Here is a 16,982-nt window from a genome sequence, read left to right on the forward strand (position 1 = left end):
AGGCCGATTAGATGAGAAAACAAAAAAAGAGAAAAATACCACTTATACCTCTTAGAGGATTAGTTATATTTCCATATATGATGCTTCATTTTGATGTTGGTCGTGAAATTTCTATTAAAGCATTAGAAGAAGCTATGAATAACGATCAAATGATTCTTTTAACTGCTCAGAAAGATCCTAAAAATGAGGATCCGATAGAAGAAGATATATATGAATATGGAACAGTATCAAAAATAAAACAAATGTTGAAACTACCTAATGAAGCAATTAGAGTGCTTGTAGAAGGTGTTTCAAGAGCAAAAATAACAAAATTTGAAAATTCTGATCCTTACTTTTTAGTTGAAATAGAGGAATATCCTGATAAAGAGGTAAAAGAACTAGATACTGAATTAGAAGCTTTAACACGTAATTTAATAAATGCATTTGAAGATTATGCAAGAATCACAAATAAAATACCTCCTGAAGCAATAGTTTCAGTAACAACAATAAATGATCCAGGACAATTGGCAGATGTTGTTGCTGCAAATATTATTGTGAAGCTTGAGGACAAGCAACTTATACTAGAGCAAACAAATATTAAGGAAAGACTTACAAAACTATATGAAATTATAATGAAAGAAAAAGAAATAATTGAGATAGAAAAGAAAATCTCTGTTAAAGTTAAAAAACAGCTTGATAAAATGCAAAAAGAGTATTATCTCAGGGAACAATTAAAGGCTATACAAAGCGAATTAGGTGAAAAAGAAGGAACATTTGCTGAAGCACAAGAATATAGAGAGGCAATTTTAAAACTTAATTTGACTGAAGAATCGTTCCAAAAAGTTATGAAAGAAATTGATAGATTAGAAAGACTACCATATGCTTCTCCAGAAGTTGGTATTATTCGAACTTATCTTGATTGGATAATTGAATTACCTTGGAATAATAAAAGTGATGAAAAAATTGATATAAATTACGCTAAAAAGATATTAGATCAAGATCATTATGGTCTTACTAAAGTTAAAGAAAGAATTCTTGAATATTTAGCAGTAAGAAAGCTTAAAAATGATTTAAAAGGTCCAATACTATGTTTGGTTGGACCTCCTGGAGTAGGTAAAACATCAATAGCAAAATCAATTGCAAAGGCATTAAACAGAAACTATGTCAGAATGTCCCTTGGTGGAGTTAGAGATGAAGCTGAAATAAGAGGTCATAGAAAGACATATGTTGGTGCTATGCCAGGACGAATTATTTATTCACTAAAACAGGCAAAAACAAAAAACCCATTAATTTTGCTAGATGAGATTGATAAATTAGCACATGACTTTAGAGGTGATCCTGCATCTGCATTACTTGAGGTACTTGATGCAGAGCAAAATTATGCATTTAGGGATCATTATCTTGAGATACCATTTGATTTATCAGAAGTATTATTTATTACTACTGCAAATACACTCGAGACCATCCCAAGACCATTACTCGATAGGCTAGAGGTTATTGAAATTACTGGATATACAGAGGAAGAAAAACTACAAATAGCTTTAAAATATCTATTACCTAAACAAATTGAAGCAAACGGCCTTACAAAAAATCAAATAAGATATGAACAAGAAGCAATTCGTGATATAATTAATTATTATACAAAGGAATCTGGTGTTAGAAATTTAGAAAGAGAAATTGCAAGACTTTGTAGAAGGGTTGCCAAAGAAATACTTGAAGAAAATAAAAAGCAAGTTAGAATTACCAAAAATAACCTTGAAAAGTACCTTGGTATAAAAAAATATAGGCATGATGAAGCTTTAAATGAAGATAGAGTTGGAATTGCTACTGGTCTTGCATGGACACCATATGGTGGTGAAACATTAGCTGTCGAAGTGTTAACTATGCCTGGAAATGGTAAACTAGAACTAACAGGCCAGCTTGGTGATGTTATGAAAGAATCGGCAAAAGCAGCTATAAGCTATATAAGGGCAAAGGCAACTCAATTAGGGATAAATGAAAATTTCTACAAAGAACTTGATATTCATATTCACGTTCCTGAGGGTGCAATACCAAAAGATGGCCCTTCTGCTGGTGTAACAATGGTTACAGCAATGGTTTCAGCTTTAACACAAAAACCTGTTAGGCATGATATTGCAATGACAGGTGAAATAACTTTAAGGGGTAAGGTTCTTCCTATTGGCGGTGTAAAGGAAAAAGTATTAGCAGCAAAAAGAATTGGGATTGAAAATGTGATATTACCTCAGGAGAATAAAAAGGATTTAGCTGAATTAGAAGATTATATCAAGAAAAGCATGAATTTTATATTAGTTTCATCTATTGATGAAGTAATAAAATCGGCAATTAGGGATTAATTTGGGGGGAAATGTATTGAAAATTCACCTTGAAAATACTTGTTTTGAAAAGGTGGCCTTCAAAAGAGAGGATTATCCTGCAAAAGACCTACCAGAGGTTTGCATCTGTGGTAGGTCTAATGTAGGCAAATCCTCTTTTATTAATGCAACTTTTAAAAATAATATTGCAAAAGTTGGATCAACACCTGGTAAAACAAGGTCTATTGTTTTTTTTAATGTTGATAATATTTTTAGAATAGTCGATTTACCTGGATATGGATACGCAAAAGTATCAAAAGAAGAAAAAATAAAATGGAGAAAGATGATTGAGGATTATTTAAATAATAGACAACAGCTTAAGCTTGGTATTTTAATAATAGATATTCGAGTAGGTCCTACTGAAGATGATATGTTAATGTTTAGTTTTTTAGAATCCAAAGAAATTCCAATAATGATTGTTGCCAATAAATGTGATAAATTATCTAACAATAAGCTAGCTGTTCAAAGAAAAGTAATTTCAGAGAAGTTAGGAATAAGTCCTGAGTATATATTTTTTGTTTCATCTAAAAACAAATTAGGTATTAAAGATGTTCAAAAATCATTAATTGATTTTTTTATAAATGAAATATTAGGTGAGAAATAATGAATTATGCACTAGTGTCTGCTTGCTTACTTGGGTTACAAACAAGGTATGATTTAAAAATAATACAAAATCAAAGCATTTTGGAATTAATGAACCAATATATATTAATTCCTGTTTGTCCAGAACAATTAGGAGGGCTTCCAACTCCTAGAGAAAAATCAGAAATTTTAAAAGATAAAGTTATAACTATGACAAATAAAGATGTAACAACATATTTTATAAGAGGTGCCAATGAAACTTTAAAAGTTGCAAAATTATATAATGCTAGTGTTGCTTTTCTAAAATCTAAAAGCCCTTCATGCGGTTATGGCATGATTTATGATGGAACATTTACAAATAGATTAATTAATGGACATGGAATTACTGCAAGATTATTATTTGAAAATGGAATTAAAATTATATCAGTAGATTAGATTAATTTTATAAGGGGACAAGAAATGAGATTTAAAGAGATTATAAAATATGATGACTTAAAAAAGGTTCTTGATAATTTTTCTATTGTTACTGGCATCTCAACAAATTTTTTAACAGCAGAGAATGAATGGATTGAAAATGAAAAGAAAGGAACTTGTGAATTTTGCAAGATAATGAAGCAAAACTATAATGGAGGAATGGCTTGTAGAAATTCTGATATACAAGGATCAATGTGTGCTCAGCAGAAAAAGGATATTCATATATATAAATGTCATATGGGACTTACAGAAGTAACTATTCCTTTGTTTTTTAATAATATTTTTATTGGGACATTATTTATTGGGCAAATATTAGATAGAGAACCTACACCTGATATGTGGGATAAAATTGAAATATTAGTTTCATCTGAACCTATTGATATCAGTAAATTGAAAGATGCTTTTTTTAAGATAACGTATATATCAGAAGAAAAACTTATGTATGTTATTGAAATGTTAAACATTGTGGCTAAGTATATTATTGATTCTGAAATGATAAGAATATCGTCTTTATCAACAATTAAGAAGGTAGAAGAATATATTAAAAATAACTATATGAATAATATAACTCTTGAAGATATAGCAAATTTGGTTTATCTTTCACCTACATATTTAAGCTACCTTTTTAAAAAACAGACAGGTATTACATTTAAAGAATATTTAATTGGACAAAGATTAAAAAAAGCACAAGAGCTGATGGATAATACTGATTATTCAATTGGAGAGATTTCAAAACTTGTTGGTATTGATGATCAGAATTATTTTAGCAGATTATTTAAAGCAAAATATGGTATATCACCATTAAATTATAAAAAAATAAAACAAAATTTAGATGGTTATTAAATAAATGCTAATATAAAAAAAGAAAGTGCATAGTACATGCACTTTTTTTTTAATAAAATAAACTTATCTAAAGTTTTTAAAAGAGGTGATTTTTTATGGCTGAATTACGTTGGAATCCATTACTAGGTGATTGGGTAATGATTGCCTCACACAGACAAGAAAGACCACAAATGCCGAAGGATTGGTGCCCATTTTGCGTTGGGTCTGGTAAAGTACCTGACGATTATGAAGTTTACGAATATGATAACGATTTTCCTGCACTAATGCAAAATCCTCCTGAACCTGACGATGTTGAAACAGAATTTTATAAAACAGAAAAGGCTTATGGTAAATGTGAAGTTATTCTTTATTCGCCAAATCATACTATTACGTTACCTGAACTTGAAATTAATCACATAAAAAAATTAGTAGATTTATGGATTGACAGATTTGAAACATTAAAAAAGGACTCAAATATAAAATATATATTTATTTTTGAAAATAGAGGAGAAGCAGTTGGAGTTACTATGCCTCATCCACATGGACAAATATATGGTTATTCATGGATACCATTGAAAATATTAAGAGAATTAGAAAATGCAAAAAAACATTATGAGAATCATAATGAATGTTTAATATGTAGAATTGATAATGAAGAACAAGATTTTAAGAAAAGAATTATAATAGAAAATGAACATTTTGTAACATATTTGCCTTTCTTCACAGAATATCCTTACGGAGTATTTATATCATCAAAAAGGCATGTTGGAACAATTTCTCAATTTTCTGAAGAAGAAAAGATAAGTTTTGCAAAAATTCTTAAAGAGACAACAGGGACATTAGATAATCTATTTGGCTATAAATTTCCTTATATGATGTGTATGCATCAATTACCTGTTAATGCACCAGAGGATTATTCAAAGTATTATCATTTTCATGTTGAATTTTATCCTCCAATGAGATCAAAAGATAAACAAAAGTTTAATGCTTCGAGCGAAACTGGAGCATGGGCACCATGTAATACTACTTCACCAGAAGAAAAAGCAGAAGAATTACGTCAAGCTTATCAAAGATTTTTAAATAGCATGAGGTGATTTAAATGGATTTATTAAAAGAATTTTATAATGTATATGGAGTGAATAATAACGAGGTAAGAGTTTTTTTCTCAGCGGGTAGAGTAAATCTTATTGGTGAACATACTGATTATAATGGTGGATATGTATTTCCTGCTGCACTAAGTGTTGGAACAACAGTATTGATAAGAAAAAGAGATGACTCAAAAATATTACTTTATGCCACAGATTTGAAAACAAAAGTAGAAGCAGATTTAAATAATATTGATTCATACAAAAATTTACCTTGGGGTAATTATCAACTAGGCGTTGTAAAAGAACTTATTGAATTATCATATAATGTTGGTGGTTGTGAAATGTTATTTCACGATACAGTGCCACATGGTGCTGGCCTTTCTTCTTCAGCTGCTATAGAATGTGCCACTGGTATAGCAGTTTATTCTATTTTCAATGATAAACCAATTGATAAAGTTGAACTTGCATTTATTGGACAAAGAGCTGAAAATAGATATGTAGGTGTAAATTGTGGTATAATGGATCAATTTGCATCAAGTATGGGGAAAAAGGATCATGCAATATTTCTAAATACTAAGACAATGGACTATGAATATGTTCCACTTAATCTTCAAAACTATAAAATAGTTATCTCAAATACTAATAAAAAAAGAAGCCTTGCTGATTCAAAATATAATCAAAGAAGAAATGAATGTGAGCAGGGCCTAAAAGCATTGCAAAATGAAATTTCAGTTCAAACATTGGGTGATGTAAGTAAAGAACAATTTGAACAGTATAAATACTTAATAGAAGACGAAATTATAAGAAAAAGGGTGGAGCATGTAGTATACGAAGACTATAGGGTTTTAAAATCTATAGAAGTTTTAAACAATGGTGACTTAATTGAATTTGGCAAGCTAATGTTTGAATCTCATTATTCACTCAAAAATCTTTACGAAGTTACAGGAATTGAACTTGATACATTAGTTGAAGAAGCATCAAAAATACAAGGAGTTATTGGTTCAAGAATGACTGGGGCTGGCTTTGGTGGTTGTACTGTTTCAATAGTTCATAAAGATGCTATTGATGAATTCAAACAAAAAGTTGGAGAAAACTATTATAAAAAAACTAACTTAAAAGCTGACTTTTATGTATTTGACATTGATGATGGAGCAAGAGAAATAAAAGTGTAAAGGATGGTGCAATTGATGATTTTAGTTACTGGTGGAGCTGGTTATATAGGTAGTCATATGGTTTACTTGCTACTTGAAAAAGGATATGATGTCATAGTTATCGATAACTTAGAAAAAGGACATAAGAAAGCTGTTCTTGGAGGAAAACTTATTGTAGGTGATTTAAGAGATATTGAATTTTTGGATAAAGTTTTCTCTGAAAATCAAATTGATGCTGTAATTCATTTTGCTGCATCATCTCTTGTTGGGGAAAGTGTACTAAATCCAATGAAATATTACTATAACAATGTTTATGGGACTATTAATTTAGTAAATACAATGATTAAATATGATGTAAAAAAGATAGTGTTCTCATCAACTGCTGCAACATATGGAGAACCTGAAAATATACCAATTCTAGAAACTGATAAAACATTACCTACTAATCCGTACGGTGAAACAAAACTTGCAATAGAAAAAATGTTAAAATGGGCTGACAATGCACATGGATTAAAATATGTTTCATTAAGATATTTTAACGTAGCTGGTGCACATCCAGATGGCTTAATAGGTGAGGATCATGACCCAGAAAGCCATTTAATTCCAATTGTTCTTCAAGCTGCATTAGGCAAGAGAGAAAAAGTAGTAGTTTATGGTAATGATTACGATACTAAAGACGGGACATGTATTAGGGACTATATACATGTACTGGATTTATGTGAAGCTCATCTATTAGCATTACAATATTTAGACAAAAACAATAGTGAGATTTTTAATTTAGGTAATGGTGAAGGATTTTCTGTATTTGAAGTGATAAATACTTGTAAAGAAGTAACAGGTATTGATATCAAATACGAGATTGGACGAAGAAGATTAGGTGATCCATCTATACTGATTGCTTCATCAGAAAAAGCAATAAAAACATTGGATTGGAAACAAAAATATAATTCCCTTAAAAAAATTGTTGAAACAGCTTGGAAATGGCATAGCAAAAATCCTAATGGTTTTATTGAATAATCTTATAGAGTATGCTTATTGCATACTCTATTTTGTATTAATTACAAATTACATATTTTTGATATAAAATATATCTATATTGTTTATAAAAATTAATATATAATAGTAAATAATATCTCATATAAAGGTGACTAAAATGAGAATTTTAATTGTAGATGATGCAGTATTTATTAGAAAAATTTTAAAAGGAATATTCCTTGAACTTGGTCACGAAGTTATTGCTGAAGCTGCAACAGGCCAAGAAGCCATAAAATTAGCAAGTAGCCTAAAACCAGAATTAATAACATTAGATATTACAATGCCAGATATTGATGGTTTATTGGCAATGAAAAAGATTAAGGAAGTTTCTCCAGATTCAGCAATTGTTATGGTATCTGCTACATCAAATCAATCGTTAATTCTTGAAGCACTTAAAAATGGAGCAGAAAATTTTATTACAAAGCCATTCACTAAAGAAAAAGTTGAAGAAATAGTTATATCATTAAATGATAATAAAGAGAAAAATAATATAATTAGTGACATTAAAATAATAAATGAAGAACTTTATACTACAATTGTTTTTAAAATTACATCTGGAATAACATATAATACTTTTGAAAATTATTCAAAGAAAAATATCAATATAAGATTTGAGAATTGTGAATTATCGGCTGATATTAAGGATTATTATAAATTGTCAAATGGACTAGTTGAAGAAATAATTTTTAAAAAAAATAGCGATAAAAGCTTAGATCTTATTTTAGTAACAGATTCTAAGAATTATCAAATAACAGATAAAGAAAATAAATTAGAAATTACAATAAAATATGAAGAAGCTTCAATAGAATGGCTGGTTGATCAATATAAAATTTTACTTATGAATATTTCTAACCAATATATAAAAACTCAAAAAATAGATGAAAAATCAATAAGTATAGAAATTCATAATAAAGCCATTTTTCTTTCAGAATTAAATAAAAAATTTGATGATGGAATAATTGATATTATAGATGTTAAAAAATCAATGTTTGGATATGTATGTACAATTCATTTTGCTAAACCTGTTCAATATGAACTAAACGAAAATGATTATTCTACCGAGTTAATAATCAAACAAATTGTTGAGTTAAAAGATTTTGAAATAATTAATAATAATGATGAGACTAATATTAATATATTTTTATCCGACTATTCATCCCATTCAACAACAAAAAATGAAAAAAATAATATAATAATTGAATTAGAAAACGTTACTCTTTCTGAAAAATTAGCACAGCAAGAGAAATATTCATTTGATGATGGGCTTGTTGAAAGTTTACTATTTTCCAAATTAAATAATAATGTGATAATAGAGATTTTAACAGATGTAATAAGGTCAAATATTAGTTTAGAAAATAATATTTTACGTATAAATCTTAAAGCAAATAAAGCATATATATTATATGACTCTGCTACTTCGAAATTTATTTTTCAAAATATTAAGAAAGAAAATTCAGAATTAGAATTAAAAGATGATAATAAATCCTTATCCTTTACTATAAGTGATAGATATGTTAATTTAATAAAGGACATAATTCCAAAAGATGATCAAATAGTTGAAGATATTAAAATATCTAAAGAGAAAAATACATATTATGGAACTATTTTATTCAAAAAAAAGATAAAGTTCGCTATTGAAGAATCAAAAGATAATAAATCCTTTTATATAACATTTAGTATCTTGGAAGATTTTAGTATTATTAATTCTTTTGAATTAGATAATTTTTCAAAAGAAGTAAAATTGAAAATATATTTTGATAAAAAAATGGATTTTATATATGAACATAAAGGTGATGAAAAATATTTATTATTAAAATTGTTAAATACAAAGATAGAAAAAATAAATCAATCACCTTATACATTTATTGATGGCTTTATTGAGAAAATTCATTTTTATCAATCAGGTCCTGATACAATTATTGAAGTATACTCAGAAATTAATGATTTTGACATCACAGCATCTGATGAATGCCTTGAAATTGTATTTAAACCTATTATTAGTACTTTAGATTTTGATATTGAAAATTATAAAATAATGTTTAGCAACCTTTCTGAAAATAGTGTAATAATTTCTGAGTCAGAAGAAGAAAATCAAATTAACTTTTATATTAATAATAAAGAATTGTTTTTAACTCCTGGTGTGTTTAGGTTTGAAAATGAACTTATTAAAGCTATTCAAATTTCAAAGATTAATACTGGTTACAATGTAATTATATTTACAAATAAACAAATTAAGTTAAAAATTTTACAAGAAAGCAATAATTTAATATTATTAATCAAAGCTTATTGTAAAATAGATAATATTGAATTTGTAAATAATGAAGAATTTAAAATTAACCTGTATTATTCAGGTGATTTATCATATGAAACAAAAAATATAGAACAAAATATTATTCAAATAGACCTTTTTGATGTCTTATTTAATAATATAAATACAGAAAATTTGGTAAAAAACAATGAAATAATAAAGAACATTAATATTTTTAAGACAGATGAAGATAAGCTAATAATAATAATAGAGCATAGATTGGCTAAAATAAATATAAATGATAACAAAGGAGATTCTTTTTTAGAAATTATCTTACAAAAAGCATTTTGTGAAGTAAAATATTTAAAAGAAGACAAAGTAATTAAATTTGAATATATTGTATCTCCTGCAATAGATTTTTATGAGTTCAATAATTTATTATTAATAAAATTATTTAAAGACATAAATAGACTGAAAATAATTAATGCTGATACAAATGATGAATATATTAGATTTATTCATTCATATGAAACATTTGACAATTATATTATTTATATATTATTTAATAAAGCTGTAAAAATTAATTGGCTTCTTGACCAAAATAATTTAATTATTAATTTTAATGAAAAAGAAAAAAAATTAAAAAATGAAACTAGTAACATTACAGAAATATGTTTAAGAGAATCTAATAATACTATCAACACTACCGAAATAAAAAACATGCAAAAACCTATTATTTATTTAGATGCAGGGCATGGTGGGAAAAATTTTGGTGGAGTATTCGAAAAAATTGAAAATGGTAGGGTACAAAAATACTTTGAAAAAGATATAAATCTTAATATTGTTCAAAAACTAGCTATTGCTCTAAAAGAATATGGATTTACTGTAAAACTTACTAGAAAAGAGGACAAAGATTTAAGCACAAATGATAGATTATCTATAATTGATCCAAATGAGCCAGGTTTGTTTATAAGTATTCATATTGGAACATCTACAAATAAACAAATTAGAGGATTGAATATTTACTATAATTACGAAGAAAAAGAAATAAACATCATTAATTTAGCTCAGTTAATAAAAACTAAAATTAACGATAAAAATTTAACTCCTGTCAAAGATATTGTAAAAGGAAATGAAATTAGTATACTTGAAAAATCAGAAATACCTTCATTACTTCTTCAAATAGGACATGGAACAAATATTTATGATTTATTGATGCTTATTGATGAAAAATATACAAATAAATTAGCAGATACTATTGCTGAATCTATTGATGAGCATTTTTCGAAATAATTTCTATTGACTTTTTAATAATCTTTGTTACAATATCAATGACAGGTTTTTCCCTTCTTTTTTATTCCCAGAAAAATATTAAATACTTATAGATATTTTTTTTGAAGGAGGAGTATGTTTGTGTCAAGTGGCTTAGATGATTTTTTAAAAAATAAAACTATTGTTGAATTAAGAGAAATAGCAAAAAATTTAGGTATTCCTAAGTATTCACTATTAAAAAAGAATGAATTAATAGATATTATAAGAAATAGCATTAATAGTAATGGTAATGGTTCTGATGAAGTAATTCAAACGATTGAGAAAAAAGAAAAAGGCAAAAGAGGTAGGAAAAGAAAACAAGAAAATGAAGGAATTGAACAAATTCAAATGGATAATATTGTTAGCAATGATGATGAAGATATTGTTTCAAATATGAAATTTGATGAAAAAGAGATTGGAAAAGAAGAAATGAAAATTGAAAATAAAAATGTTGCTGAAGAAAAGAATACTGAAATTAATTTATCAGATGAAAAAGAAGAAATACTTAATATTGATAAAAATATCAAAGATAATATTATAAATAATCATGAAAACGATATAAAAGAAATAGATAAAGATAAAAATGATATAAAAGATCAATTAAAACTTATAAGTTTAACTCCAGAATTCAAAGAACTTGAAGGTAAGGTTGAGGTTGGAGGAATAGGAGAAGGTGTATTAGAGATAATTTATGAGGCAGGTGGAGGAGGAGGTTACGGATTTCTAAGAGATGATACTTTTACTCCAGGATCCAAAGATATTTATGTTTCTCCTTCTCAAATCAGAAAGTTTAATTTAAAAACAGGTGATAAAATAAAAGGACCAATTAGAATTCCAAAAGAGAACGAAAAATTTGCTGGTCTTCTATTAGTTCAATCTGTCAACGATATGAAACCCGAGGAGATTACAAAAAGAGTTCCTTTCGATGAATTAACGCCTATATTCCCTAATAAAAGAATTGTTCTTGAAAATAAAAATAAATCTGATGATTTAGCAGTGAGATTAATTGACCTTATTGCACCAATTGGAAGAGGCCAAAGAGGTTTAATAGTTGCTCCTCCAAAAGCTGGTAAAACAATACTATTGAAGAAAATTGCGGCAAGTATACTAAATAATTATTCTGATTTGCATTTAATTGTCTTACTTATTGATGAAAGGCCTGAAGAGGTTACCGATATGCAGGATAGTATTAATGCAGAAATTCATTATTCTACATTTGATGAAACACCTGATCATCATATAAAGGTTGCAGAAATGACACTTGAAAGAGCTATGAGATTAGTTGAATGCAAGAAAGATGTTGTAATTTTACTAGATAGTTTAACTAGGCTTGCAAGAGCATATAACTTGGTAGAACCTCCATCCGGACGAACATTATCAGGTGGATTAGATCCTAATGCACTTCATAAACCAAAAAAATTCTTCGGTGCTGCAAGAAACCTTAGAGAAGGCGGAAGTCTTACAATATTAGCAACTGCTCTTATTGAAACAGGATCAAGAATGGATGATGTTATTTTCGAAGAATTCAAAGGTACTGGTAATATGGAATTGCATCTTGATAGGAAATTATCCGAAAAGAGAATTTTTCCTGCTATTGATATAAATAAATCAGGAACCCGAAGAGAAGAACTTTTATTGTCAGAACAAGAAAAAGTTGCTGTTGATACAATTAGAAGATTCCTTGGAAATCTAGGAACGGCAGAGGTAACTGAAAGATTAATTAGCAGACTAGCTAAAACAAATAGTAATAATGATCTTGTTCAAGAAGTAAGTAAATCTTTATCAATTTAATAAAAAAGCTGCTATTTAAAATATGGCAGCTTTTTTTATACAAAAATTTTCTTTTTTAAAATGCACCCTTGAAATAATTAAAATATAGAATATATTGGGGGTGATAATTTGAAGATATGTATAGATCCAGGGCATGGAGGAATTGACCCAGGAGCAGTTGGCATAAATGGTGTTTTAGAAAAAAACATAGCACTTGATATTTCTCTTAAATTAACTAATTTACTAAAAAAATATAATTATGAAGTAATACTGACAAGAGATTCGGATATACTAAAGTGGGAAAGAAAAAATGTAAGTAGTGATTTGAAGGCAAGATGTGATATTGCAAATGTTAATAAATGTGATATTTTTGTAAGCATTCACTGTAATAGTAGCCAAAATAACAATGCTACTGGAATTGAAACTTATTATTATAAAACTCAAGACAAAAGTAAAGAGCTAGCAGAAATAATTCAACAAAATTTAATAAAATATACAAAACTTATAAATAGAGGAGTTAAAAGAGCTAATTATTATGTCCTTAGGAATACAACAATGCCTTCGGTATTAATTGAACTTGGATTTATTAATAATGAAAAGGATGTTAAAACTCTTGTTGATACTAAATATCAAAATATATATGCTCAAGCAATTTATAATGGAATAAAAGAGTATTTTAAGATTAAATAATTTTATTGGAATTGCAGTAAATACATTTCCTGCAATTTTTTTTTATAATTATTTATATAATAATATTGTTAAGCTAAAAATGGGTAATATATAAGTTATAATAAATAAATGGGGTGTGCCTTCAATGGAACTTAAGCTATCAGAAATTAAAAAGGAAATAAGTTTGGACTTTATGCAATTTGAAGATACTAATTCAATTGAACCACTAGAAGATATTATCGGTCAAGGAAGAGCGAAAAAGGCATTTGAATTCGGACTAATAGTAAATAAAAAAGGATATAATCTTTATCTTTGTGGTCAAACTGGAACTGGTAAAACAAGTTATGCGCTTGAAAGGATATCAAAATTAGCATTGAGTAGAAATACACCAAACGATTGGGTATATATATATAATTTTTCAACTCCAGATGAACCATTATCTGTATCTCTTCCAAAGGGAGTAGCAAAGGAATTTAAAAAAGATATGGATGAATTTATTGAGGCTATTTTAAATGAACTACCAAAAGTATTTAACTCTGAGGAATATGAAAATGATAAAAATGTTATTTTAAACGAGTTTCAAGATATAAAAACAGAGATGTTTGATAAATTAGCACAAGAAGCAAAAGAATTTGAATTTGAGATAAAATTTACTCCGAGTGGTGTATATTTCTTACCAATTTTAAACGGAAAAACTCTTACAGAAAATGAATATTCCAATTTAGAGAAAAGTCTAAGAGAAGATATAGAGAAAAAATTAAAGATATTGCAGCAAAATGCAGTTGATGTTCTTAAAAAGATAAAAATAATAGAAAAACAGACTCGTGAGAAAATAAAGGATTTACAAAGGAACATTGCAATTTTTACATTAGGACATTATATAAATGAAATAAGAAACAAATATAAAGACATATCCAAAATAAACACATTCCTTGACAATATAACGAATGATATTGTCAATAATCTTGAATTATTTTTTGAAAAAGAAGAAGAAGAGCAAAACCCATATCAAACTTTTTTCAATACCAAGAAAATATCTTTTTCTCCTGTAGATAAATATAAAGTGAACATTATTGTAGATAATTCAGATATTATTGGAGCTCCAGTTATTTACGAGCCAAATCCAACTTATTATAATCTTATAGGTAAAATTGAATATGAAAATGAATATGGGGTATATCTTATTACAGACTTTTCAAAGATAAAACCAGGTGCTCTTCATAAAGCAAACGGTGGATATTTAATTTTACAAGCAAAGGACTTGCTATCAAATCCACAGTCATGGGAGGTATTGAAAAGAGTATTAAAAAATGGATATGTTCAAATTGAGAATATGAGAGATGTATTTGGATTGTTACCAACTTCATCATTAAAACCAGAACCAATACCGATAGATATAAAAGTAATACTTATAGGAAATGAATATATTTACAATTTATTATATGAACTTGATGAGGACTTTAAAAAATTATTTAAAATAAAAGTTGATTTTGATACAGAAATGAATTTAAATCAAGAAAATATTCTAAAAATGATACAATTTATAAGTTCTTTTTGTAAAAGAGAAAATACTATACCATTTACAAAAAATGCAATTCAAAAAGTTTTAGAGTATTCAATGAGGCTTACAGAAAATCAAAATAAGCTTTCAACAAAATTTAATGAGATTGTAGAAATATTATCAGAATCAATAACTTGGGCTGAAATAGACAATCAGCAAAAAGTATATGATATTCATGTTATAAAAGCAATAAGAGAAAAAGAATACAGATCTTCGAAGTATGAAGAAAAAATAAGTGAGTTAATAAACAATAAGATAATTATGGTCGATGTTGATGGTTATAATGTTGGTCAAATAAATGGTTTAGCAATTATCTCTGACGGAGATTATTCTTTTGGGAAACCATCAAGAATTACAGTTACCACAAGTGTAGGAAAAAATGGTATAATAAATATTGAACGAGAAGTACAAATGTCTGGCAAAACGCATAGTAAAGGAGTTTTAATAATAAGTGGATTTTTTACAGAAAGATATGCACAAGATATGCCTTTAACACTAAATGCAACTATTTGCTTTGAACAACTTTATAGCGGTATAGATGGTGACTCAGCTTCAGCAGCAGAACTATGTGCTTTACTTTCTTCATTAAGTGGTATTCCTATATATCAAGGTATAGCAGTTACTGGTTCAATTAACCAAAAGGGTGAAATTCAAGCTGTAGGAGGTGTTACAAAAAAGATAGAAGGTTTTTATTATACCTGTAAACAGCTTGGTTTAAATGGTAGGCAGGGAGTTATAATTCCAACTTCAAATATTAAAAATCTGACATTAAATGATGAAGTAATTGGTTCTATAAAGAATAACCTATTTCATATATGGGCAGTATCCACAATAGATCAAGCAATTGAGATATTAACTGGTGTTAAATCTGGTGAAAAAAATACTCAAAATGAATATCCTGTAGGGACAATTAATTATTTAGTTGTTCATAAATTAAAAAAATATTATTCGATATATGAAAAAGAAAATAAGGAGGAACATTGATAATGGATACCATAAATATTTTGAAACAAAGAAAAAGTATTAGAAAGTACAAACCAAATCAAAAAATAGATAAAAAAGATTTAGAATTAATTATTGATGCTGCAAGATACGCTCCTACAGCAAACAATACACAAGGTTGGGCATTTGTTGTTGTCACTGACGAAAATCTACGTAAACAAATGGCTGAATATGCTCGTTGGGGAAGATTTATAAAAGATGCATCAGCATGTGTAGCAGTATTGTATAAAAAAGATAGTCAATATATAATTGAAGATGGGTCAGCTGCTTCAGCATATATTTGTGTAGCAGCTAAAGCACTAAATTTAGGAACTTGTTGGGTAGCAAGCTATAAAAAGGAACATTCTGAAAAGGTAAAAGATTTATTAAATGTACCAGATAACTATGAACTATTTTCATTAATTGCAATTGGAGTACCTGATGAAGATCCTTCAAGAGAAAAGAAGCCATTAAATGAAATATTGCATTGGGAGAAATTTTAATTAAATTTGGGGGGAAAACTTCACATTGTTTAAAGAGTTTGAAATAAGGACAAAAGAAAGAACAGATTTTATTGAAATTACTAATAAGATAAAAGAAATTGTAAGACAAAGTGCAATCAAAAATGGTATTGTAACAATTTTTATTCCTCATACAACAGCAGGTGTTACTATAAATGAACATGCTGATCCAGATGTTATTGATGATCTGAAAGAGTATTTTGAAAAATTAGTTCCTAAAAATAATGCTTTTAAGCATTCAGAAGGTAATTCAGATGCACATATAAAAGCAAGTATTATTGGTTCATCTGTTCAGGTTTTATTAAATCAAGGTGAGTTATGTCTGGGAACATGGCAAGGTATATTCTTTTGTGAATTTGACGGACCACGCAAAAGAAAAGTATACATGATGATAAAAGGATAAATTTTTTCATTTGAA

At 27.5% G+C, this 16,982-nt stretch carries 13 protein-coding genes; all 13 read left to right on the top strand.

The window, feature by feature from the left end; genetic code table 11:
- Positions 1–11: 11 nt before the first annotated feature.
- A complete protein-coding gene (gene lon / locus ACAG39_00495; protein ID MEZ0535712.1) occupies positions 12–2,333 on the top strand; it encodes an endopeptidase La in 2,322 nt (773 codons plus the stop codon).
- 16 nt (positions 2,334–2,349) lie between these two features.
- Positions 2,350–2,955, top strand: a complete 606-nt coding sequence (gene yihA, locus ACAG39_00500; protein MEZ0535713.1) for a ribosome biogenesis GTP-binding protein YihA/YsxC — start codon at positions 2,350–2,352, stop codon at positions 2,953–2,955.
- On the top strand, positions 2,955–3,368 hold the full coding sequence (locus tag ACAG39_00505) for a DUF523 domain-containing protein (GenBank protein ID MEZ0535714.1): 414 nt from the start codon (positions 2,955–2,957) through the stop codon (positions 3,366–3,368). Before yihA ends, ACAG39_00505 begins: the two co-directional genes overlap by 1 nt.
- A gap of 24 nt (positions 3,369–3,392) precedes the next feature.
- On the top strand, positions 3,393–4,250 hold the full coding sequence (locus ACAG39_00510; GenBank protein MEZ0535715.1) for a PocR ligand-binding domain-containing protein: 858 nt from the start codon (positions 3,393–3,395) through the stop codon (positions 4,248–4,250).
- Between the two features lie 95 nt (positions 4,251–4,345).
- The gene (gene galT / locus ACAG39_00515) at positions 4,346–5,323 is read left to right on the top strand and encodes a galactose-1-phosphate uridylyltransferase (protein ID MEZ0535716.1); all 978 of its coding nucleotides are present in this window, start codon (positions 4,346–4,348) and stop codon (positions 5,321–5,323) included.
- 5 nt (positions 5,324–5,328) lie between these two features.
- A complete protein-coding gene (locus tag ACAG39_00520; protein ID MEZ0535717.1) occupies positions 5,329–6,489 on the top strand; it encodes a galactokinase in 1,161 nt (386 codons plus the stop codon).
- A gap of 15 nt (positions 6,490–6,504) precedes the next feature.
- Positions 6,505–7,485, top strand: a complete 981-nt coding sequence (gene galE / locus ACAG39_00525; GenBank protein MEZ0535718.1) for a UDP-glucose 4-epimerase GalE — start codon at positions 6,505–6,507, stop codon at positions 7,483–7,485.
- Between the two features lie 136 nt (positions 7,486–7,621).
- Entirely contained in the window at positions 7,622–11,044 is a 3,423-nt protein-coding gene (locus ACAG39_00530) for an N-acetylmuramoyl-L-alanine amidase (GenBank protein ID MEZ0535719.1), read from the top strand.
- Between the two features lie 120 nt (positions 11,045–11,164).
- The gene (gene rho, locus ACAG39_00535) at positions 11,165–12,853 is read left to right on the top strand and encodes a transcription termination factor Rho (protein MEZ0535720.1); all 1,689 of its coding nucleotides are present in this window, start codon (positions 11,165–11,167) and stop codon (positions 12,851–12,853) included.
- A 108-nt stretch (positions 12,854–12,961) separates the two neighbouring features.
- Positions 12,962–13,522, top strand: a complete 561-nt coding sequence (locus ACAG39_00540; protein MEZ0535721.1) for an N-acetylmuramoyl-L-alanine amidase — start codon at positions 12,962–12,964, stop codon at positions 13,520–13,522.
- Between the two features lie 124 nt (positions 13,523–13,646).
- Positions 13,647–16,046, top strand: a complete 2,400-nt coding sequence (locus tag ACAG39_00545) for a Lon protease family protein (GenBank protein ID MEZ0535722.1) — start codon at positions 13,647–13,649, stop codon at positions 16,044–16,046.
- Positions 16,047–16,048: 2 nt separating this feature from the next.
- Complete coding sequence (locus ACAG39_00550; GenBank protein ID MEZ0535723.1) at positions 16,049–16,546, top strand: nitroreductase family protein; 498 nt, start codon at positions 16,049–16,051, stop codon at positions 16,544–16,546.
- A 25-nt stretch (positions 16,547–16,571) separates the two neighbouring features.
- Positions 16,572–16,967, top strand: a complete 396-nt coding sequence (locus tag ACAG39_00555; GenBank protein ID MEZ0535724.1) for a secondary thiamine-phosphate synthase enzyme YjbQ — start codon at positions 16,572–16,574, stop codon at positions 16,965–16,967.
- The last annotated feature ends 15 nt before the right edge of the window (positions 16,968–16,982 follow it).

It is taken from the genome of Caldicellulosiruptoraceae bacterium PP1 (assembly GCA_041320695.1).
Lineage (GTDB): Bacteria > Bacillota > Thermoanaerobacteria > Caldicellulosiruptorales > Caldicellulosiruptoraceae > JBGGOQ01.